The organism is Streptomyces sp. NPDC059832, assembly GCF_042731715.1.
In the GTDB taxonomy this organism is placed as follows: domain Bacteria; phylum Actinomycetota; class Actinomycetes; order Streptomycetales; family Streptomycetaceae; genus Streptomyces.
Map to the genome: position 1 here is coordinate 88054 of NZ_JBHWIY010000018.1, position 20503 is coordinate 108556.

General features: G+C 72.3%; 15 protein-coding genes and 2 pseudogenes. 9 read left to right on the plus strand and 8 right to left on the minus strand.

Translation table 11 applies throughout. The features are described from left to right. Window positions 1-140 precede the first annotated feature (140 nt). Entirely contained in the window at window positions 141-773 is a 633-nt protein-coding gene (locus ACFV8T_RS28225) for a TetR/AcrR family transcriptional regulator (RefSeq protein ID WP_385332726.1), read from the minus strand. A gap of 88 nt (window positions 774-861) precedes the next feature. Here ACFV8T_RS28225 and ACFV8T_RS28230 point away from each other — a divergent pair, with 88 nt between their 5' ends. The 3 genes from ACFV8T_RS28230 (at window position 862) to ACFV8T_RS28240 (ending at window position 5164) form a co-directional block, all read left to right on the plus strand. Further along, window positions 862-2295 carry a purine-cytosine permease family protein gene (locus ACFV8T_RS28230; RefSeq protein WP_385332729.1) on the plus strand — a complete coding sequence of 478 codons (1434 nt, stop codon included), beginning with the start codon at window positions 862-864 and terminating at the stop codon, window positions 2293-2295. 134 nt (window positions 2296-2429) lie between these two features. Continuing rightward, window positions 2430-4061, plus strand: a complete 1632-nt coding sequence (locus ACFV8T_RS28235) for an amidohydrolase (RefSeq protein ID WP_385332731.1) — start codon at window positions 2430-2432, stop codon at window positions 4059-4061. Continuing rightward, window positions 4058-5164 carry a C45 family autoproteolytic acyltransferase/hydolase gene (locus ACFV8T_RS28240; protein WP_385332734.1) on the plus strand — a complete coding sequence of 369 codons (1107 nt, stop codon included), beginning with the start codon at window positions 4058-4060 and terminating at the stop codon, window positions 5162-5164. Before ACFV8T_RS28235 ends, ACFV8T_RS28240 begins: the two co-directional genes overlap by 4 nt. An 86-nt stretch (window positions 5165-5250) precedes the next feature. Here the strand turns inward: ACFV8T_RS28240 and ACFV8T_RS28245 are convergent, their stop codons facing one another. The 4 genes from ACFV8T_RS28245 to ACFV8T_RS28260 form a co-directional block, all read right to left on the minus strand. Further along, window positions 5251-5487 carry a hypothetical protein gene (locus tag ACFV8T_RS28245; protein ID WP_385332737.1) on the minus strand — a complete coding sequence of 79 codons (237 nt, stop codon included), beginning with the start codon at window positions 5485-5487 and terminating at the stop codon, window positions 5251-5253. Window positions 5488-5633: 146 nt separating this feature from the next. Further along, window positions 5634-6329 carry a response regulator gene (locus ACFV8T_RS28250; RefSeq protein WP_385332740.1) on the minus strand — a complete coding sequence of 232 codons (696 nt, stop codon included), beginning with the start codon at window positions 6327-6329 and terminating at the stop codon, window positions 5634-5636. Further along, the gene (locus ACFV8T_RS28255; protein WP_385332743.1) at window positions 6301-7530 is read right to left on the minus strand and encodes a sensor histidine kinase; all 1230 of its coding nucleotides are present in this window, start codon (window positions 7528-7530) and stop codon (window positions 6301-6303) included. The genes ACFV8T_RS28250 and ACFV8T_RS28255 overlap by 29 nt, the downstream gene beginning before the upstream one ends. 61 nt (window positions 7531-7591) lie before the next feature. Further along, window positions 7592-8659: an alpha/beta hydrolase gene (locus ACFV8T_RS28260; protein ID WP_385332745.1), complete on the minus strand. Its 1068-nt coding sequence runs from the start codon at window positions 8657-8659 to the stop codon at window positions 7592-7594. 531 nt (window positions 8660-9190) lie between these two features. Here ACFV8T_RS28260 and ACFV8T_RS28265 point away from each other — a divergent pair. The 3 genes from ACFV8T_RS28265 to ACFV8T_RS28275 all read left to right on the plus strand — a co-directional run bounded on the left by ACFV8T_RS28265 (window position 9191) and on the right by ACFV8T_RS28275 (window position 13790). After that, complete coding sequence (locus ACFV8T_RS28265; RefSeq protein WP_385332747.1) at window positions 9191-11296, plus strand: DUF4139 domain-containing protein; 2106 nt, start codon at window positions 9191-9193, stop codon at window positions 11294-11296. A gap of 6 nt (window positions 11297-11302) precedes the next feature. Continuing rightward, window positions 11303-12865 (plus strand): DUF4139 domain-containing protein, encoded by a 1563-nt coding sequence (locus ACFV8T_RS28270; RefSeq protein ID WP_385332750.1) that lies wholly within the window; start codon window positions 11303-11305, stop codon window positions 12863-12865. 124 nt (window positions 12866-12989) lie between these two features. Beyond that, complete coding sequence (locus ACFV8T_RS28275; RefSeq protein WP_385332753.1) at window positions 12990-13790, plus strand: SAM-dependent methyltransferase; 801 nt, start codon at window positions 12990-12992, stop codon at window positions 13788-13790. A gap of 211 nt (window positions 13791-14001) precedes the next feature. On the opposite strand, the gene ACFV8T_RS28280 is transcribed toward ACFV8T_RS28275, so the two are convergent. Then, the gene (locus ACFV8T_RS28280; RefSeq protein ID WP_385332756.1) at window positions 14002-15783 is read right to left on the minus strand and encodes a helix-turn-helix domain-containing protein; all 1782 of its coding nucleotides are present in this window, start codon (window positions 15781-15783) and stop codon (window positions 14002-14004) included. 202 nt (window positions 15784-15985) lie between these two features. Here ACFV8T_RS28280 and ACFV8T_RS28285 point away from each other — a divergent pair, with 202 nt between their 5' ends. The 3 genes and pseudogenes from ACFV8T_RS28285 to ACFV8T_RS28295 form a co-directional block, all read left to right on the plus strand. Next, window positions 15986-16999, plus strand: coding sequence for a hypothetical protein (locus ACFV8T_RS28285; protein WP_385332759.1), 1014 nt, complete (start codon window positions 15986-15988; stop codon window positions 16997-16999). A 144-nt stretch (window positions 17000-17143) separates the two neighbouring features. Continuing rightward, a pseudogene (locus ACFV8T_RS28290) lies at window positions 17144-17686 on the plus strand (alpha/beta hydrolase); the annotation flags it as partial. Further along, window positions 17679-17921, plus strand: a pseudogene (locus ACFV8T_RS28295) (WHG domain-containing protein); the annotation flags it as partial. The pseudogenes ACFV8T_RS28290 and ACFV8T_RS28295, both read left to right, overlap by 8 nt. Before the next feature lie 126 nt (window positions 17922-18047). Here ACFV8T_RS28295 and ACFV8T_RS28300 read toward each other — a convergent pair. Both ACFV8T_RS28300 and ACFV8T_RS28305 read right to left on the minus strand, forming a co-directional pair. Continuing rightward, window positions 18048-19145 carry a hypothetical protein gene (locus ACFV8T_RS28300; RefSeq protein WP_385332761.1) on the minus strand — a complete coding sequence of 366 codons (1098 nt, stop codon included), beginning with the start codon at window positions 19143-19145 and terminating at the stop codon, window positions 18048-18050. Further along, a complete protein-coding gene (locus ACFV8T_RS28305; RefSeq protein WP_385332764.1) occupies window positions 19142-20401 on the minus strand; it encodes a hypothetical protein in 1260 nt (419 codons plus the stop codon). The genes ACFV8T_RS28300 and ACFV8T_RS28305 overlap by 4 nt, the downstream gene beginning before the upstream one ends. Window positions 20402-20503: the final 102 nt, after the last annotated feature.

Consider the following 20503-nt stretch of genomic DNA (forward strand, 5'->3'; position numbering starts at 1 on the left):
GCCGAAGCGTTCCGCGCCGGCGGCAGGCCCGTGCTCGGCACGCACCGTCCCGCTCCTCGTCACCGTCCGGGAGGGTCTGATGCCTCCGGATCGGCACCTCGTGCCGGGGACGATGGCCGGGCCCGCCGGGTCCGGGTGTGTCAGGCCCGGTCACGGAGGGTACCTCGGGCGAGGCCGAGCAGACGTTCGGCCGTGGCGATGGCCATGTCCTCCAGCACCGGGTGGTCCACCTGCGTGTCGTCGTTGGCGTACGCGCCGAGGCCGTCGACGGTGACCAGGATGTGCAGGGCCGCTCCGAGCGAGTCGTCGGTCGTGAAGGCCCCGGCGCAGCGCCCTTCCTCGATGAGATCCGCGAGGGCGGTGCGCGTCACGGACTCCTGCGTGCGCACCGCCGCGCGCAGCCCCGGCTTGAACCTGCTGAGGTGCCGCGCGTTGAGCCACAGCCGGCTGAGGTCTTGGTACTCGCCGTCGCCGAGACGCACGAGGAAGCGCCCGAGCCGCACGTCCGCGGGAAGCACCTGCTCCTCGCGGGGCAGGAGCGATTCGCGTTCCTCCGTCGCGGCGTGGGAGAACGCCTCGCTCACGAGGTTGTCAGCGGCCGGGAAGTAGTGGCCGATGAGCCCGGGGCGGACGCCCAGTTCGTCGGCGACACGTCGGAGCGTGATGCGTTCCAGCCCCTCCTCCAGGGCGACGCCCGCTGCGGTCTGCACGATTTCCGCGCGGCGCTCGCCGGGCAGCTTCCGGGTCCGTGTCGGCTGAGGTCTTGACGTCATGGGGGACACGCTATTGGATGTGTGCCCAACACGCAGTTGGCCATTTGCCCAATAGGGGCCCAGCGGCCGGCGGACCCGAGAGGCCCCGATGACGACGACGAACCCCGGCTCCTCCGCGAGCCCCCTCGACGAACACGGCCCCGAGCGCACGGGGCATGTGGAGACAAGGGGGATCGGCCTGGTCCCGGCCAACGAGCGCGGCGGGCGGCCGCGTCAGCTGTTCGCGGTCTGGGCGGCGCCGAACGTGAGCTATCTGAGCTTCGTCGTCGGCGCCACGCTGATCCTCATGGGCCTCACGCTCCCGCAGGCCCTCGGCGTGATCCTCGCCGGGAACCTGCTGTGGATCTGTACGGGCGTCGTCGCCGCGAGCGGTCCGGTCGCCGGCACGAGCGGGTCGGTCATCTCGCGCGCGATGTACGGCGTCGTGGGCAACAAGATCGTGCTCGTCCTGACCGGCTGGCTCATAGCCGCCGCCTACCTCGCCCTGAACTGGTCGGCCGCCTCGGTCGCCGGAATCGGTCTGGCGGGCCGGTTCGGCCTGCCGGACAACTCGGCTGTCGACGCGGCCGTCATCTGCCTCATCGCCGGAGGAACGCTGCTGATCGCGATCTTCGGATACGCGACGATCGTCCGCCTCTACACCGCCCTCAGCGTTCTCCTGACCGTGGTGTTCATCGTCGTCACGGCATACGTGCTCGCCGGAACCGACTGGTCCTACGCCCCGGCCGAACCGCTCAGGGGGACCGCGCTCGCCGTGGCGCTCGGCACGGGATTCACCATCATCGCCTCCACTCCGCTCTCGTACAGCAACAGCCCGGACCTCGCCCGCTACCTGCCCCGCGACAGCAGCCCGGTCGCCATCGCGGGGTGGACGGCGCTCGGTGCGTACCTGCCGAGCACCGTCTTCACCATGGTCGGCGCGCTCGCGGCCACCAGCCTCGACATGAGCGACCCGGAGGCCGCGCTGGAGAGCATCCTGCCGGGCTGGTTCATCCCGGTCTTCGTCATCGCGGTCGTCGTCAACACCATGACGAACAACGGTATGACGGCCTACAGCGCCAGCCTGTCCATCCAGTCGGTCGGCGTCCGTCTCGCGCGCATCCCTGCCGTCCTGATCATCGGGGTGCTGGGCACGATCATGACGCTGTACGCGATCCTCGTCTTCGACTTCCTGACCAGCGTCAACACCATGCTCCAGCTCGTGGTCGTCGTGACCGGCCCGGCCATGGCGGTGGCCGTGACCGACCTGATCCTGCGGCGCAACCGCTACAACGGGCCCGACCTCCTCGAACAGCGGCGCGGCGGCCCGTTCTGGTACCACCGCGGCGTCCACTGGGCCGGATTCCTCGCCGTCGTCGTCGGCGGCCTCACCTCCGCGCTGTGGGTGAACACCAGCTTCTGGGTCGGCCCGATCGCCAAGGCCCTGGACGACATCGACATGGCGATTCCGTCCGGCATGACCGCCGCCGCCGCCGTCTACTGGGCGATGACCCGCGCCCTTCGGAGCATCCCGCGCGACTGACGCGTGCCCTTCGGGCGATCCTGCGCGCACGGCGTCGTGCCACGTGCCGTGCGCGCGAAGGAACCGCCCCGTACATCGATCCGCGCATCGAACGCGGCAAGACACCGAACTCCGCAAGACCAGAAGGAAATCCTGTGCAAGCCGACGTCATAGTGCTCGCCCACCACATCGAACATCTGGCCGGAAAGGCCGTCGCCCCCGACGGGAACGCGGTCGCGATCACCGGCGGCCGCGTCATCGCCGTCGGCGACGCGTCGGACCTCGAACCGCTGCGGGGCCCCGGCACGGCCGTCCACGAGTTCCCGGGCGCCACGGTCCTGCCCGGTCTCACCGATGTCCACGCCCACCCCGTGTGGGGGTCGATCTCGATCGGCAGCGGCGTGGACCTGTCCGGCGCGTCGACCCTGGAGCAGGTGTTCAGCTGTCTGGCCGAGGTGGCGGACGCACGGGCGACGGACGAGTGGATCACCGGATTCGACCTCGATGTGAACGTCTTCGACGGCGACCCGGCCGGCACCGTGTTCGCCGAGCGCTTCCCCGGCAGGCCGATCTCGCTGATGACCCGCGACGCGCACGCTCTCGTCGTGAGCCCCCGGGGCGTGGAACTCGTCGGTCTGACCGGCCAGGAGACGTTCACCGACGCCTCGTCGATCGAGGTCGGCGCGGACGGCCGACCGACCGGCTTCGTGGTCGAACTCCAGGCGATGGACCTGGTGTTCGACCACTATCCCGAAGTGTCCGTGGACACGGCCGCCAAGTACGTACGCCACCAGCTCGAACAGCTCGCGCGCGGCGGACTCACCGGCCTGCACGCGCTCGACTTCTCCGACCCCTCCGAAGAGGTGTACCGGCACATCGAGGAACACGGGGACCTGCCGCTGCGCATCCGCTGCTCGCCGCTGGTGCCGGCCGACTCCCCGCCGGAGACCTGGCAGCACGTCGCCGATCTCCAGGGCCGGCGCGGGCGGCGCTGGCACGTCGAGGGTGCGAAGTTCATGCTCGACGGCACGGCGGACAACGGCACGGCGTGGTTCGACCGCCCGGACATCCACGGCGAGAACCGCGAGCCGCTCTGGCGCGACATCGAGGCGTACCGCGCCGCGATGCGCTTCTTCGCGGAGCGCGGCATCCCGACCGCCACCCACGCGATCGGCGACCGGGCCGTCCGGTTCGCCCTCGACGTCATCGAGGAGGCCGGCCCGGCCGCCCGTGCCCCGCACCGCATCGAGCACATCGAATCCATCCCGGACGACCTGTTGGGCAGGTTCGCCGAACTCGACGTCGTGGCAAGCCTCCAGCCCGCGCACGCGACCCGGCACACGCGCGCCGACGGCACCGACAACTGGTCGCGGCGCATCGGGCCCGACCGCGTCGCCCACGGCTGGCGTACCCGCGACCTCCTGGACCACGGCGCCGTCGTGGCGCTCGGCTCCGACTGGCCCATCGGCCCCGGCGATCCCCGCATCGGCCTGGCCGACTGCCAGTTGCGCCGCCCGGTCGAGGAGTCCCACGCGGCGCCCGTGCAGCCCGGCCAGGCGGTCTCCGCGCGCGAGGCGTACACCGGCATGACCGCCGCAGCCGCGTACGCCGCCGGGGCGTCCGCCGAACTCGGACGGATCGCGCCCGGTTGCCTCGCCGACCTCACCGTGTTCGCGGCCAACCCGCTCGACCTCGACCCCGAAGCACAGCCCGGCAACGCCGTACTCGCGACCGTCGTCGGCGGCGCCGTACAGCTCCATACGAACACCGCGAAAGGACGCTCGTGACCACGCCGTCGATCCCCCGTCCCGAACACCGCCGCCACGTCAAGGCCGCCGGCACCGACCCGCACGCCCGCGGCATCGCCCGCGGCGAGCAACTGCGCGACGGCATCCCCGCCACGATCGACGCGTACGACCGGCTCTTCGCCCTCGGCTCCATCTCCCCCGCCCGGGTACGCGAGGACGCCGAGCGCGCCCTCGACGCCATCGGGCGGTTCCGCCCGGGAGCGCGCGCCGAGATCGAGGGCATCGCCCACGGTTCCGGCACCGAGCCGTGGCGCATCGGCGCCCTCAACGCGCGCACCGAGATCCTGGCGCGCAGCGCCACCGTGCCGCCCGGCGAATGCACCACGATCGTGCGCCGCGTCACCGGCGCCGGCGGTTCGGCGCCACGCACCTTCGGCGTCCAGACCTGGGACTGGCACGTCGAGCTCAGCGCCCGGTGGCACACGTCGGAGGTGCGTGGCGGCCGGCACGACTTCGTCGGCATCACCGAGGACGGCATCCTCGGCAAGATCGGCGTCAACAGTGCCGGACTCGCCCTGCACTTCAACATCCTCGGGCACGTCCGCGACGGTGTCGGCGGCATCCCCGTGCATGTGCTCGCGGCGATCGTCCTCGAAGAGGCGGGCAGCGTCGCCGAGGCCGTCGAGATCGTCCGCGGCGTGCCCCTCGCTTCGTCCGGTTCGTTCGCCCTCTTCGACGAGACGGACGCGGTCCTCCTCGATCTGAGCCCGGTCGGTGTGTTCTCGATGCAGCCCGAGCACGACACGCTCGTGCGCACCAACCACTTCCTGACGCCGGCTCCCGCCGCGGACGAGAAGACCTGGCTCTACCAGCCCGACTCGGGCGAGCGCTACGACTTCGTCCGCGCACGTCTCGCGCGCGCAGAGCCGCCGACCACGCTCGACGAGCTCGCGGACCAGCTCGTGACAGGCGACGGCGAACCGCCGGTGACCTGCCTGCCCGATCCGGACAAGCCGCTCGGCCAGCGCTGGGCGAGCCTCGCGACCGTCGCCCTCGAACCGGCGACGCGCACCGCCAGGATCCTCGACGGCACACCCGCCGACATCGGTACGCGCGACTGGCGCGTCCTCGACGCCGGCTGATCCGGATGCGGCCCGCCCATGGCCGGCATGGGCGGGCGGCCCGGACCCGCGGGGAGCCTCGTCGGGTCCCTTCACCGAGGCACGGCTCACTTGATGGACGACGTGGTCCTGCTGACCCATTGGGCCAGTGTGATCTGCATCGTCGGGGCGGCGCGGTCCGACCCGCTGCGACGGGAGCACGCGTGGCTGCGTTCGGCCCGGGTGGCCACGCCCGCCCTCATGCTCTGGCCCTGCCCGCAGGCGAGGGCGTCGCGCAGCAGGGTCAGGTGTGCGGGAACCGGCTTCTCGCCGGACGTCTTGGTCAGGCACTGGGCTTCGATCATGGCGAAACCTCCGTTCGTGGTTCCACCATCGCCCGGCGAGGGCCCCCGGCACATCGTCCCCACACAGTGATTCCCGCCTACCACGACTGCGGTATCCGGTACGCCGGACTACTGCCGGGGCCGACCGCGGAACGCCGTGCCGACGGCTACGCGGGCGCTTCCGGGCCATCCGGCTCGGCCGCCGGACTGACCAGCCCGCACTGATAGGCGACGACCACGAGCTGGGCACGGTCACGCGCCGCCAGCTTGGTCATCGCCCGGTTGACGTGGGTCTTGGCGGTCAGCGGGCTGACGAACAGGCGATCGGCGATCTCATCATTGGACAGGCCCAGGGCGGCAAGGGCCGTGACGTCGCGCTCCCTCGGCGTCAAGCACTCCAGCCGCTCGTGCACGGCCACCGGGCAGGGATCCGGCTGGGCCAGGAACCGGGTGATCAACGCCCGCGTCGCCGTCGGGGACAGCAGCGCCTCGCCGCCCGCGACCGTGCGCACGGCATCGAGAAGCTCCTCGGGTCGCGCACCCTTGCCGAGAAAGCCGCTCGCGCCCGCACGCAGCGCCTCGGCGACGTGCTCGTCGTCCTCGAAAGTGGTCAGGATGAGCACCTTCACGCCTGCGAGGTCCTCGGACTCGCTGATGAGCCGGGTCGCCTCCAGGCCGTCCACCTCCGGCATACGGATGTCCATCAGGACCACATCCGGATGCTGTGTGCCGGCCAGCTCGACCGCCTCGCGCCCGTTGGAGGCCTCGGCAACGGTCTCCATGTCGTCCGTGGCGTCGAACAGCATTCTGAAGGTGCCCCGCAGCAGGGCCTGGTCATCGGCAAGGAGTACGCGAATCGTCATGCCCGTCTCTCCGATCCCGTGCCGGGCCGGGGCGCAGCGGCAGTTCTGCCGTCACGGTGAATCCGCCCTCGGGGCGTGGTCCGGCGTGCAGCCTGCCCCCGATCGTGGCAGCCCGCTCACGCATGCCGATCAGCCCGTGACCGGCCCCCGGGTGAGAACGGCGCGGTCCGGCGGACCCGTCGTCCTCGACGGTGATCGTAAGCCGCTCCCGGTGGTAGTGGAGGCACAGCCGGGCGTGATCGGCTCCGGCGTGTTTGCGCACATTGGTCAGGGACTCCTGCACGATGCGGTACGCGGCCAGGTCGACCGCCGGATCCAGTGGTTCGGTGTCGCCGCACCGGGAGTGGCTCACGGCCAGTCCGGCGCGTTCGAACGACGCCAGCAGGGCCGGCACCTGCGCCAGGCCCGGCATCGGATCACGCGGCGCCACCGGGTCGTCGGACTGCCGGAGCAGGCCCACGGTCACCCGCAGTTCGTCCAGCGCGGAGCGGCTGGTGTCCCGGATGTCCTCCAGCGCGGTGAGGATCTGTTCCGGCCGTTGGTCCACCAGATGGACGGCCACGCCCGCCTGCGCGTTGATCAAGGCGATGTGATGCGCGACGATGTCGTGCAGTTCGCGCGCGATCCGGACCCGTTCGGCCGCCACTCGCTGCCGCGCCTCCTGCTCGCGGGTGCGCTCCGCGTGCTCCGCCCGTTCCTCCACGGCCACCACATAGGCACGGCGTGAGCGCACCCCGTCCCCGACCGCGGCCGGCAGGGCCGTCCAGGCCAGCATCGCGACCGTGTCCGGTGCCAGCAACGACTGCGGGGTGAACATCGCGGCGGTGCTCACCAGGACGCCGGCCGAGACAGCTGCCGAGGTCCAGGCGGTACGCCGGTCGGTACCCACGGCCACGGTGTAGACGGCCACCAGAACCGGGCTCACCACCAGCGGGCTGTCCCGAACTCCGAGCAGCTGAAAGGTCACCCCGCAGCCAATGGTGACGGCCAGTACGCCGAACGGGTGGCGACGCCGCCGCAGCAGTGCGCAGCAGCCGACGGCCGCCACCAGCACCGCGGGCCAGCGCAACAGGAACTGGTGCTTGTGCGGATCGAGCGAGGCGGCCACGACCGACAGCACGAACAGCACGGCCGCGCCCCCCGCGTCCACCGCGCGGAGCCGGGCCTCTGTTCCCGGCCGCCAACCGTTGATCACCGCCATGCCTCCACCGTAGGGTCGACGGACGAATCGGGCATCGTCGCGCCGGGGCGGGAGCGATCCTCTACGTCTGCCGTCCGCCGGCCCCTGCGCCGGGCCGGTTCCCCGTGCCGGACTGCGCGAGGAGGCGCCGGAGCCAGCGGGAACGGGCGTCGCGTGCGTCCCGGCTGAGGGCCGCCCGGGGTGCCAGGCCGTCGAAGCCGTGGGAGGCACCGGGCCACACATGCAGTTCGGCCTGGCCGCCGGCCTGCCAGATCGCGTTCGCGTAGGCCACGTCCTCGTCCCGGAACATCTCGGCCGATCCGACCTCGACATAGGCCGGGGGAAGTCCGGACAGGTCCGTGGCGCGGGAGGGGGCCGCGTAGGGCGGCAGGTCCTCGGCACCGTGGCGGTCGCCCAGCAGCGCCTTCCACACGGTCGCGCCGGAAGTGAGGTCCCACCCGCCGAGGCCCGTCATCTGATGACTGGAGAAGGTGCTGCCGCGGTCGTCGAGCATCGGGCACAGCAGCAGTTGCCCCAGTGCCCGGGGGCCGCCGCGGTCACGGGCCAGCAGGGCCAGGGCCGCGGCGAGCCCGCCGCCGGCGCTCTTCCCTCCGATGACGATGCGGTCCGCGTCGATGTCCAGTTCGGCCGCGTGCCCGGCCGCCCAGACGAGTCCGGCGTAGCAGTCCTCCAGAGGTTCCGGGTACTGCGCCCGCGGCGCCAACCGGTACTCGACGGAGATGACGGCCAGTCCCAGCGGGAGGGCCCACTCGCGAAGAATCCGCGGAAGCACGGACCACGCGTTGCCCATGACCATCGCGCCCCCGTGCATGTAGTACAGCAGCGGCAGCGGCCCGACGAGCCCGGACGGCCGTGCGCTGACGAGCGTGACGTCCGGCCCGTCCGGCGGCCCCGGCACCCGGAGCTCCGCCACCTCGAAACGGCCGTCGGCGCGAAGCTCCTCGGCCGTCGGCCTGGGCCGGGTCGCGGCATCCCGTTCCTGTCGGGCCTCCAGATTGCCCGGGGTGAGCGGCTCCCCGGCCTCCTTGCCCAAGGTGGCCAGCGCAAGGCTCAGCTCGGGGTCCAAGGGGGGCACCGCCTTCGCCGCCGGGACGGAGCCGGACTCCGACCACGCACCACGGACACTCATGCCTCACCCCCCGGTCGGACAGCGGGACACCGCCCGGCATCCTCGCCGCAACAGCTCGCCGCCCCCGCAGGTGTGCACCCGGGGAGAACTCGCGTGAGACCCATACGGCGTAGCCAACCACACCTCGGCGCGACAGATGCCGTTCGCTGTGTTTCGTCAGAGCGCTGGGGCTGTCGGCGGCAGGAAGAGTACGGACATGCAAGGAATGCCCTCCGAGGAGCTGGTCGAGCAGCTCCTGCGGCTGCTCCCGGAAGTGGAGCCCATGCCGACAAGGCGGCCGAGCGGCACGGCCTGCGCACATCGCAGGTGACGCACCGGGACCAGGTCAGCACTCACCGGGGAACGTTCCTGTCCGAAGCGCTCGCTCACCCGCTGTTCCAGCCCGGTGGACGCCGCGCGATCCGCTGAAGCAGCCGTACACGAAGGACGCCTCCGCGGTGACGGAGATACCGGCTGCCTGATTCGACGCGGACGCACGGACCGGCCGGGCGTAAGCTTCGCCCAGCATGTACGCGACGGGGGGCGGAGCACATGACGGCTGAGTCGGCACGGAGGTGGGGGTCGACCCTCGATTCGGTCGTGGTGTACGCGCAGGGCGCGGTCTGCCAGCGTCTGGCCCGGGGCAGCGTGGCGTCCGACGGCCGGGTGCGGGTGACGGGATTGCCGCGCTCGCTGGACCCGGGCTCGTTGAGGGCCCGTGTCCTGGGCACCCCGGGGGTGCGCGTCACCGAGGCCCGGGTGGAAGTCGAGGCCGAGCCGCTCGGCACGGGCACGCCCGACGAGTTGCGGCGCGAGGTCGAGCGGCTGGGCGACGAGCACGCGGCGGCGCAGGGACGCCGGGACCGGCAGCTGGGCCTGATCGAGGAGATCAAGGCCCTCCACCCGGTCCCGCCTCCCCGCAGACGCGAGGACCCGCACCGCCGTACCCCGGTCGACGCGTGGCTGGAGCTCGCCGACTTCGTCGACGAGCGGCTGGCGAAACTGCACAACCGCCTCGTCGAGCTGGAGGAGGCGCTGCGCAACGTCGAGCACGAGTTCACCGTCGCCGCCGACAGGCTCGCCCGCGCCTCCACCGACGCACCGTCAGCGCACCTGGAGACCACGGTCTGCGCGGTCCTGGCCCTCGACGGCTCCGGTGACGCGGAGGTGGAGGTGGAGCTGGAGTACGGGGTTCCGGGCGCCGTCTGGGTGCCGGCCTATCGCCTGACCCACCGTCAGGGCGACGGCGGCGGCCGTCTGGTGCTGCGCGCCTCGGTCGCCCAGCGGACCGGCGAGGACTGGACCGGCGTACGCATCGCCCTGGCCACCGCCGACCTCCGGCGCCGCACCGACCTGCCGAGGCTCCGCTCGATCCGGATCGGACGCAGTCAGCCCGCCCCCGCGCCTTCCGGCTGGCGCGAGCCCCCGGCCGGGCTCGTCGACCTGTTCTCCGGGTACGACGCCGCGGGCCCTGGCCCGGCCCCGACCGCCCTGCCCGCGGCTGCCGTGGCCGGGCCGGGGGCCACGGGTTCCGCGGGCGGCTACGCGTCCGATCCCGTTCCGCCACCGCCGCCGCCCCCGCCACCTGCACCGCAGGGCTACGGCGGCCCGCCGGCCGCGGCCCCGGCGCCCGGCGGCGGTTACGGCGCTCCCCCGGAGGCCTTCGGCGGCGGGATGCCCGCCCTCGCGCAGCCGGGCGGTCCGCGACCGGGCCAGGGCCCGCGTACCCGGGGCCTGCCGTTCGCGGCGGCCCCCGCCCCCATGGCGCCCGCGGCTCCCGGCCGGGCTGTGCCGCCACCCCCGCCGGCGCCGGTGGCCGGTCCGCCGCAGCCGAGCGGCACCGAGCTCGACTACGCCGCCCTTGTCCTGTGCGGCCCCGACGAGCAGGGCGGTCGCCGAGGCCGGCTGTTTCCCGGCTCCCCCTTCGACCCGGTGGCGGTCGAGTACCGCCGCCGCGCCGAAGCGGTGGCCGCGCTGCCGCTGCCCGGACAGGCCGTGCGGCCCCGCGAGTCGGCGGGTTCCTTCGACCACCGCTTCGATGCCACCGCCCGCGCCGACATTCCGTCGGACGGCACCTGGCACACCGTCACCGTCGGCGAGATCCCGGTCGGCCTGCGTACCGAGTACCTCTGCGTACCGTCCGTGGAGCAGACGGTGTACGCGACGTTGGTGCTCTCCAACGCCACCGACCAGGCACTGCTGGCTGGTCCGGTGGAGGTCACCGTCGATGACGACTTCCTGCTGACCGCCGCGCTGCCCACGCTTGCCCCCGGCGGTGTCCGCCGGGTGGGGCTCGGGCCGGCCGAGGGCATCCGGGTCACCCGCCGTACGAACCTGCACGAGTCGACCTCGGGCCTGCGCGGCAACACCACCGTGCTCGACCACCGCGTCCACGTGGAGCTGGCCAACGGGCTCGCGAGGCCCGTCACCGTGGAAGTCCGCGAGAGGGTGCCGGTCACCTTCGAACCGGACGCCCGGATCGAGGAACGGGCCGACTGGACGGCACCCGAGGAGGGCACGGGGCCCGATCGGCATGCGCCGGGCACCCGCCTCTGGCGACTGGACCTGCCCGCAGGCGCCACTGCCGCCCTGGACGGCGGCTACGAGATCCGCATCCCGACCGGCAAGGCCCTGGTCGGCGGCAACCGCAGGAGCTGACACCCCATGTCCACGGCCCCGAAGCCGATCGCCCTCCCCGTCACCGCCGTCACGTGCCTGGAGGACCGCGCCCACATCGAGCGAGCCGCCCTGCTCGATCTGGAGGCCGGGGTCCAGCGGCTGCGTCTCGGGCCGGTCAGCGCGCTGGCCGTCGACCGGACCCTCCATGCCGAGCTGACCGCCGATCACCCCGCGAGCGTGCTCGACGTGCGGATCGTCCGCAGCTGGACGCCGCGCGGGCCGCTGCCGCCCAACGACGGCGACTCCGCCCTGCGCCACCGCGTACACCTCCTCGAAGAGGAGCAACTGACCCTGGGCCGGAGCCGCGACCGGCTGCATGCCCGCCTCGACCTGCTCGGCCGCCTCGCCGCCGATCTGCTGCGGGAGATCGGCGAGGGCGCCGGCTCCGGGGAGACCGAGCGGTCCCGCTGGGCCCGGGAACTGGACCGGGTGGACGAGGAGCGCGACGCGCACGGTGAGCAACTCCGCACCGTGGAGGCCCGGCTGGCCGCCCTCGCTGTCGAACTCGGGGAAGCCGAGCGGGCCGTGCAGCTCTCCGAGGACGAGCCCGCCGAGCTGGTCGGCCATATCGAATTGACCGTGGAGGCCTCGGCCGCCGGGCCGGTCGGGCTGCGCCTGAGCCACCTCACCCCTTGTGCGCTGTGGCGGCCCGCCTACCGGGCCGTGCTCGACGGGGACTCCCTGACGCTGGAGACCGACGCGATGGTCTGGCAGCGCACCGGTGAGGACTGGTCGGACGTACGGCTGACACTGTCGACGGCCCGCTCGGCACTGGCCACCGATCCGCCACTGCTGAGCGAGGACCGGCTGACGCTCATGGACCGCTCCGCTGCGGAGCGCCGCGCCGTCGACGTCGAGCTGCGCGAGGAGGAGATCGGGACCCTCGGGCCGGCTCCGGTGCTCGGCCTGCCGGGGGTGGACGACGGCGGCGAGGCGCGGGTGTTGAGATCCCCCGCGCCGGTCTCGGTGCCCGGTGACGGCCGCGCCCACCGGGTGCCGCTCTCCGCATTCACCACGGCCGCGCCCAGTGAGTACGCCTGCTCACCGGAGTTGTCCCCGCTGGTCACCCAGGTGGTGCGGTTCGGCAATCTCTCCGGCCACGCGCTGCTCGCCGGGCCCGTGGACCTGGTCCGCGGCAGCGGTTTCAGTGGCCGCGGCACCCTGGACTTCACCGCCCCCGGTGCCCCCGTCGAGCTGGCTTTCGGCAGCTGCGACGACTACAGGGTGATCCGGCAGGCCGAGGAGTCCCGCGACTCCGCCGCCCTCACCCAGCGGACCGTGGTCACCCGCACGGTCCGGCTGCACCTGTCCCGGTTCTCCGCCCCCGGGGAACTCGGCGAGCGGGTGGTCGTCCTTCGGGAGCGGATCCCGGTCTCCGAGGTCTCTGCGGTGGAGACCCGCCTGCGCAAGGATGCGTGTTTCCCGGCACCCGACGCGGTCGACGCCGAGGGGATCGCCCGCTGGGACGTCGCCCTCCCGCCCGGCGGCCGCCGTACGGTCACCCTGGTCTACGAACTGTCGGCAAGTGCCAAGGTCACCGGGCTCTGAGCCCGGTGGACCGAACGCCCGCCGAGCAACTTCCGCCGATCGGGGGTGCGGTGCGGATCACCGGGGTACCGTTGCCGAAACCTTGGCCCGACCTGGCCTTTCATGCCGCACGAGGTGACACACGATGAACGACTACGCGCTGTCCACGACACATCCCACGAACGCGCACCCCGCCCGCGTCTACAACGTCTGGCTGGGCGGCAAGGACCACTATCCGGTGGATCAGGAGGCGGCCGAGCTCGCTGCTCGGGCGAACCCGACGATCGTGCCGTCGGTCCGGGCCAACCGGGCCTTCCTCGGCCGCGCCGTACGTCACCTCGCGGCGACCGGGGTCCGTCAGTTCCTCGACATCGGTACGGGCATTCCCGCCGCGGAGAACACCCACGAGGTGGCCCAGCGGGCCGCTCCCGAATCGCGTGTCGTCTACGTCGACAACGATCCGATCGTCCTCTCCCACGCGCGTGCGCTGCTGGTCAGCGGCCCCGAGGGACAGACCGACTATGTGCAGGCCGATGCGCGGGACGTGGACGCGATTCTCGACGCGGCCTCCCACACCCTGGATCTGGACCAGCCGGTCGGCCTCATGCTGGTGGCGATCCTGCAGTACATCAAGGACACCGAGGATCCGTGGGACGTCACCCGCCGGCTGCTGGACCGCCTCGCCCCGGGCAGTCACCTCGTCCTGTCCCATCCGGCCGTCGACGTCACCGCCCCCGAGGTCGCCGAATCCATGCGGATCTACAACGAGCGCGCCGCCAGCCACGCCTCCGCCACCCCGCGCACCCGCGACGAGGTGCAACGATTCTGCGACGGCCTGGAGATCCTGGAACCGGGCGTTGTCACCCTGACCCGCTGGCGTCCCGGACCGTCCGACACCTCGGACGACACCCTGCCCATGTGGTGCGCCGTCGCCCGCAAGGCTTAGGGCCTGCCCGGCGACTTACCCGGCCTGTGCCTCGGTTCGGCTTCGTCGGCGGGCCGGCGCCCGGCAACGGACGGGCCGACATCAGCAGGTGGACGGCTCGTCCCCGCACGACGTGCGGCGTCCCGAGCCGAGCGCCGGCCGCGCCCGGCAGGGGCGCCGTCCAGCCGAGCCGGCCTTGAATCCGCACGGCGTCGCACGAGCCGGCGGAGCCCTATCCCGCCGTTCGCCGCATGGTGAGGGCCAGGTGGACCTGGAGCGCGTGGTCGCCGTGCCGCCACAGCGGGCCCAGTAGCGCCGAGATCCGGTCGATGCGCTGGTAGAGCGTGTTGACATGGACGTAGAGGGCGGCGGCGGTACGGCTCAGGTTGCCGTCGCAGGCGAAGTAGGTGAGCGCAGTGCGCACCAGTTCGCTGCCGCGGGTCTCGTCGTGCGCCAGCAGCGGACCGATCGTGCGGCGGACGAAGCGGTCCAGTTCGTCGCGGCCCGCCGCACCCAGCAGGATGCCGTGGATGCCGAGATCGTCTCGGCAGGCGCCCTCGCCGACACGGTCCAGCGCGACCAGCGCGTCCAGGCAGCGGGCGGCGTCGCGGTGCGCCTCGACTACGGCCGCCGCGCCGGGTGCCGCGGGCTCCGCGCCGACCGTGACAGGGTGTCCGGTCCCGTCGGTCAGCAGTTCGGCGAAGGTGCGGGCAGCACCGCCGGGGTCGTCGGCGGCGGGCAGGACGACGACCGTGTTGCCGCCGTACTCCCCCGCGATGCCGCCGAGCCGGGCGGCATGGCCGCCCGCCAGTTCCGTGATGCGGCGCCGTCTGGCGTTGTCACCGCCCCGGGCCACCAGCACCACGTGGTCGCGCTCCAGGTCCAGGCCGACCAACGCGGCCCGGCGCCGCAGCCCTTCGGGGTCACGGTGCGGAGCGCCCAGCAGGTCTTCGAGGATCTCGCCGCGCAGCCGGCGCTCGGCCTCCGCGACCGTACGTTCACCGAGAAGCATGAGGGCGGCCGCCTGGGCGGCCCGTTCCAGGGCGTGGAGGTCGGAGGCGTCCAGTCCGCCGCGTACGAGCAGCAGCGTGCCGAGGTGTTCGTCGGCGGCGACGATCGGGGTGACACAGACGGTTCCGCGCGTCGCGGAGCAGCGGCGGGCCCGAGCCTGCGCCATCTCCCGTACGAGGTCGGCGGGTTCGGGCGGCGCGTCGCCCGCCGAGGCGAGCGGCCGGTCCTGCGCGTCGAGCACGAGGACGCTGCCGCGCAGTACATCGGCGAGCTCCGAGGCCAGCCCCGTCGGACCGCCGCCGTCGAGCGCGACGGCGGTGAGCCGCTCGTGGACGGCGGCGGTCTTGCGGACCTCTTCGAAGAGGGTGGCGTTCTCGATGGCGAGGGCGGCGTGATTGGCGAGCGAGATGAGCAGGTCGACCTCGTCCGGTGAGAAGGGCCGCACCCGGCGGTTGGCGGCGAACAGCACCCCGTACACCTGATCGCCGAACTTCAGCGGTACGCCCTGGATGGCCACCAGCCCCTCCGCGCCGATGACTCCGTCCACGTACGGGGTGTGCGCGAAGCGGGCGTCGTTGGGGTAGTCGGCGGTGTGGTACGGCACGGCGGTCGCGGCGACCAGTCCACCGAGACCGGTGCCGGCGGCGAGCCGGCCGGTCTTGAACCCGTCCGTCGTGATGCCGTCGGTGACGCGTACATACGTGTCGCCCTCCTCCGGGTCGGAGAGCAGCAGATACGCGACGTCGGTGCCGACGAGGGTGCGGGCTCGGCTGACGATGGCCTGCAGGACGTCCTCCAGATCGCGCAGCGAGGCGAGGTCACCGGCGGTCTCGTAGAGCGCGGCGAGCGCGGCCTCCCGGCGGCGGTGGGCCGCGAGCCTGGAACGTATCTCCAGGGCGTCGTCGACGAGTTGCGGTGCCGCTGCCACGGCGCGGAACTCCGTCTCGTCGGCCTCCTCGCGCAGCAGGCGCAGCAGAGCACCGGTGGTCTCCGGCTTTGTCATCACCCGGCCAGTGATACCGCACCGCTGCCGCCGTGCACACCGGGCGACGGAGAGAATCTCCACTCATCGCCGTGGACGACGTGGCTCACCTCCATTTCCCGCGGGGCGGTGCACGGCCAACCATGGCCCCGTCCGTCTTCCTCCGTGGACCCGGCTCCCGCCCCCCTTTCCCCGGACGGACACCAGTGAAGGAGAGCGCACGATGAAGCTCAGTTCCCTGCGGTCCGCCGCTGTCACCCTGGCGGCCGCCCTGGCCGCGGCCCTGGGGCTCACCGCCCCCGCCCACGCGGGCGAACCGGGCCTCCCCCGGCTCAACATCACCGACACCTACGTCACCGGCATCTCTTCCGGCGGTTTCATGGCCTCGCAGCTCCAGGTCGCCTACTCGGGCACCTTCAAGGGCGCGGGCATCGTCGCCGCGGGTCCGTACTACTGCGGCAAGGGCGGCATCGTCGTCGGCCTGATCGCCTGCGGTACGGGGCTGATCTCGACCGATCCGGAAGGCATCGAACAGATCGCCCGCCGCTGGTCGGCCGAGGGACGGATCGACCCCGTGTCGAACCTGGCAGGCAAGCCCGTCTACACGTACCACGGCACCAAGGATCCCCTCGTCCGGACATCGGTGAGCGACGAAGGAGTGCAGCTCTACCGGGACTTCGGGGCCCGGACCGCGTACCACGACACCGATCCGGCAGGGCACGGCTGGCCCACTCCGAACGCCCCGCTGAGCTGTGGCACCACGTTCTACCCGTTCCTGATCAACTGCGGAAACGATCCGCAGGGGGAGATGCTCGGTCACTGGCTGGGGCAGGTGAACGCACCGGCCGCCGCCCAGTCGGGCACCGTCAGCCGGCACGACCAGAACCGGTATGTGCCAGGGGGTCTGGCCCAGTGGTACAGCATGGGAAGCAGCAGCTTCCTCTACACGCCGGACTCCTGCGCGGCGGGGGCGGCGTGCAAGCTGGTCGTCGCCCTGCACGGCTGTATGAGCGACAACAAGTTCGTGGGTGACCGGTTCGCCCGCGAGTCCCATCTCAACGAGTACGCCGACACCAACAACCTGGTGATCCTCTATCCGCAGACCGACATCAGCCTCCTGCGCGGCAATCCCCAGGGCTGCTGGGACTGGTGGGGATACACGGGCAGCGACTACGCCCAGAAGTCGGGACCGCAGATGCGCGCCATCCTGAGTGAGGTGCATGCGCTCGGCGGCTGACGGATACGCTCCGCCCCCGCCGTGGAGGCCGTGGCGTCGAGGCGGCTCTCGTGGTGTGGCGTCGTACGCGGGTCCTCTCTGCTGTACGGCGTCTGGTGAAGCCGCGAGAACAGAGCACGCGTGTGCTCGTGACAGGGAGTGAACATGACCGAGCTTCCTCCGCCGATCACCCCTTGTCTCGAACCCGCCGCGAAGGAGTTGGCCGAGGCGACCGATCCGCACCCGCGGATCTACGAGGTCCCGCCCGAGAAGGGCCGTGAGATCCTTCTCGGCCTGCAGAGCGACCCGAGCGTGCCCCGGCCCGATGTCGACGAGGAGTGGGTCAACGTGGACGCGGGCCGGTGGGGCACGGTCCGCACCCGCCTCATCCGGCCCCGGGGAGCCACCGGACCGCTGCCCGTCGTGTTCTTCATCCACGGCGCCGGGTGGGTCTTCGGCGACGACAGGACGCACGACCGCCTCTTCCGCGAACTGACCGTCGGCGCCGGCGCGGCCGGGGTCTTTCCCGTCTACGACCGCGCGCCGGAGGCGAAGTACCCCACCCAGGTCGAGCAGAACTACGCCGTCGGCCAATGGGTCCTGGAACACGGCGCGGAGCACGGCCTGGACACCTCCCGCGTGGCCGTGACCGGCGAGTCGGTCGGCGGCTGCATGTCGGCGGTGTTCGCGCTCATGAACAAGGAGCGTCGCGACCGCCGCCATCTCCGCATACGTCCACGGCATCGTCCGCGGCGCCTTCCCCGGCGCCGATCCGGACGCGCTGTCGACCACGGTGTGGGCCCTCGTCCACGGCCTGGCATTCCTGCACCTCGACGGCAAGCTCGACACCTCCACTCCCGAGGTGGTCGACGACCAGGTCCGCGCCGCCGTGCACGCCCTGGTCGCCGTCTCCCCGGCGATGTCACGGACGGCAGCCACGCCACCCGAACAGGCGACGACCCAGGCGGTACGGGATCCGGGACAGGGCGGACCTGCTGTACGGCATCGCCGCAGTCCGCTCGTCCCCGTCCCGCACCGTCCCGGCGACGGCTTCAGGCTCGGGGCGGCGTCAAGGAGTGGCCGGGACGGAGCATCCGTGGGCTTTCGCCGAGCGCTGAGCGAATGCCTCAAGTGCGGCACGTTCGTAGGCAAGGTCCGCTTTGTCTCCCGGATACTTGCGCCTCTCCCCCTTCTCGTTCGAGGGCTGCAGGGTGAACAGGGCCCGGCCGCCCGCGCACTTGGCCGTCGTCCAGCTCATCCGGCCGTCACGGTCGCGGTGGTGCGCGGGTGTGTCGCTGTTCGGCGCGTCCTCGTAGGGCTCGTCCTCGTAGCGGCGCAACCGCTCCTGCGCGTAGGGGCCGTAGTCCGCCTCGATCACGTAGCGTGTCCTGCGCTCGGCGTCACCGAGCCGGCACGTCTCGTGCGGTGCTCCCCCGCGGGCGGTCTCGGTGGCGATCGTCACGCCGCGTGCGGCGGGGATGCCGGAGCAGGTTCCGTCGGCTGTGCCGAGCGGCTCGTACTCGTCCTCGTGCACCGGCAGGTCCAGGCTGCTGACGGGCTTTCCGAGCCTGGCTCCGCAGTGCCTGGCCTTCGAGGCCCTGGCCGCGGTGGAGGTGGCGATCCTGGCGAACTCCGGTCGCGCAGCCGGGTCGTCCAGGGACGTGTCGAGGGTGGTCTCGACGGTGACGGACAGGCCCTTGGCACCGGCTTCCCCGGCGCATTCGAGGACCAGGCTCGTGGTCACCTTCTCGTCCTCCTCGGCCCTGAAGGGGTCCCTCGCCCCGAAGGGGTCCGGGGCTGCCCCGAAGAGTCCCGTCCAACCGTGGCCGACCGGTACGGCGAGCGCACTCGGCGAACCCGTGTAGAGGGAGTCCGAGCGCCGTCCGACGTGTGCGGTGTCGAGGACACGGATCTCGGCGGTGCCGCCGTCCTGGACGTGCACCTCGCAGCCCACCAGGCCCGTACCGCCTGTTTCGTGCTCGACCTCGACGGCCCCCGGCCCGAGGACGCCGCGCACCGCGTTCCGGTCGAGCAGGCCGTCGCAGGCTCCGTCGAGTGCCGACTCGTCGCTCCAGCGCTGGAAGTCGCCGTGCACCAGGAGGTACCCGGCGACGGCGAGGGCCGCGGCGAACAGGGCCGCGACCGCCCGGAGGACGATCCGCCTCACCGCCATCCCTCCACCTCTCCGAGGATCTCGGCGTCATGGCACCGCTGCTGCTCGGGCCAGCCGCCGGGGTCGGCGAGATAGCTGTCCATCAGCTTGCGGACGTCCTCGGAGAACGTCGTCCGCTCCGCCTCACTGAGCGTGCGCGAATCGAGGCTGGAGGTCTCCGTGCGGACGGTGACCCGGTGGTACGTGGTGCCCGCGGCGCACTCCGACCGTGCCCACAGGGCGAGTTCGTGCGGCTCCGAGTCGGGGATGACCTTCGTCCGCTCTCCTTCGCGGAAGCCGAAGCTGTCGCCGGTACGGTAGTACTGGCCGTTGGCGGACTCACCGAGCGGCCCGGCCCAACTCGCCGCCGAGACATCGACGACCTCGCCGTCGGGCGGTGTGGGATCGGTGTCCGCCGGGTCCTTGCGGTCCAGGATGGTGGCGTCGCAGACGCTCAGCAGCCGTGAGTCCTGCAGATCGCCACTGGCGGTCCACTTGCCGGGAAAGCCCGCGCGCTCGCCGAGCCCCCGGCACTTCTTCACGCCCAGGCCCGGCTCGTCGATCCCCACGACCTCCATGTTGCCGCCGTCCGCGTCCGTGGTGACATGGGCCTCGTACGTGTCGACGACCCGGGTGGGCGTCCTCAGCGGCGGGCCACCGCACTTCTGAGCGGCAGTGATCCCGTTGGCGACCTGGACGGCGGTACGGAAGTCGGCGAGGTGCTCGACCGACTCCCCCTTGCCGGGAACGGGCAGATCGACATCGGCCGTCACATACATCCCGGAGACCTCACGGACCCGCCCCTCCAGCCCGCCGGGGCACTCGGCGACGACCCATGCGCGCCCGTCCTTGCCCGCCCTGCCGGTGACTCCGGGCGCCTCGTACCCCTCGTCGTCACCGCCGGGCAGGATGTCCTCGGCCCGCACCGTCATCGGCATCCGGGAGATGAGCGCGACGGCCCGCACCCGCACCGAGCCATACCCCGGCCAGGTGACAGAGCAGTTCACCAGGGAGCGGCTGTCCTCATCGGGCCGGAGCATGGTGCCGTACTGACCGACCGCGCCGGCCACGTCGTCGGGCACGAGACCCCGCAGCTCCTCGTACGGCAGCAGTCCCGCACAGGCTCGCTTCAACTGCGCCCGGTTCGCCGCCGCATGACCACTGCTGTCCGACCGGTCGGCACCGAGGAGGAACACCGCCCCGGTGGCCACCAGCACGAGCGGCACCCCTATGAACAGCGGCTTGCGCAACCATGACGGCACCCGGCCCACGGAGCCCCCTCCCCAGTACCACTGACAGGATCGACTGATCCGGCGGATCAAGGCCCGGAACCTATCAGAGCCGCGCGTTCCCATGACCACCGGTCAGCGGTC

Coding starts and splice junctions, on each gene's coding strand:
- ACFV8T_RS28255 (WP_385332743.1), bottom strand. CDS start 7,530: ATGGCGGTGATCAACGGTTGGCGGCCGGGAACAGAGGCCCGGCTCCGC.
- ACFV8T_RS28245 (WP_385332737.1), bottom strand. CDS start 5,487: ATGATCGAAGCCCAGTGCCTGACCAAGACGTCCGGCGAGAAGCCGGTT.
- ACFV8T_RS28225 (WP_385332726.1), bottom strand. CDS start 773: ATGACGTCAAGACCTCAGCCGACACGGACCCGGAAGCTGCCCGGCGAG.
- ACFV8T_RS28230 (WP_385332729.1), top strand. CDS start 862: ATGACGACGACGAACCCCGGCTCCTCCGCGAGCCCCCTCGACGAACAC.
- ACFV8T_RS28275 (WP_385332753.1), top strand. CDS start 12,990: ATGAACGACTACGCGCTGTCCACGACACATCCCACGAACGCGCACCCC.
- ACFV8T_RS28285 (WP_385332759.1), top strand. CDS start 15,986: ATGAAGCTCAGTTCCCTGCGGTCCGCCGCTGTCACCCTGGCGGCCGCC.
- ACFV8T_RS28250 (WP_385332740.1), bottom strand. CDS start 6,329: ATGACGATTCGCGTACTCCTTGCCGATGACCAGGCCCTGCTGCGGGGC.
- ACFV8T_RS28260 (WP_385332745.1), bottom strand. CDS start 8,659: ATGAGTGTCCGTGGTGCGTGGTCGGAGTCCGGCTCCGTCCCGGCGGCG.
- ACFV8T_RS28270 (WP_385332750.1), top strand. CDS start 11,303: ATGTCCACGGCCCCGAAGCCGATCGCCCTCCCCGTCACCGCCGTCACG.
- ACFV8T_RS28265 (WP_385332747.1), top strand. CDS start 9,191: ATGACGGCTGAGTCGGCACGGAGGTGGGGGTCGACCCTCGATTCGGTC.
- ACFV8T_RS28280 (WP_385332756.1), bottom strand. CDS start 15,783: ATGACAAAGCCGGAGACCACCGGTGCTCTGCTGCGCCTGCTGCGCGAG.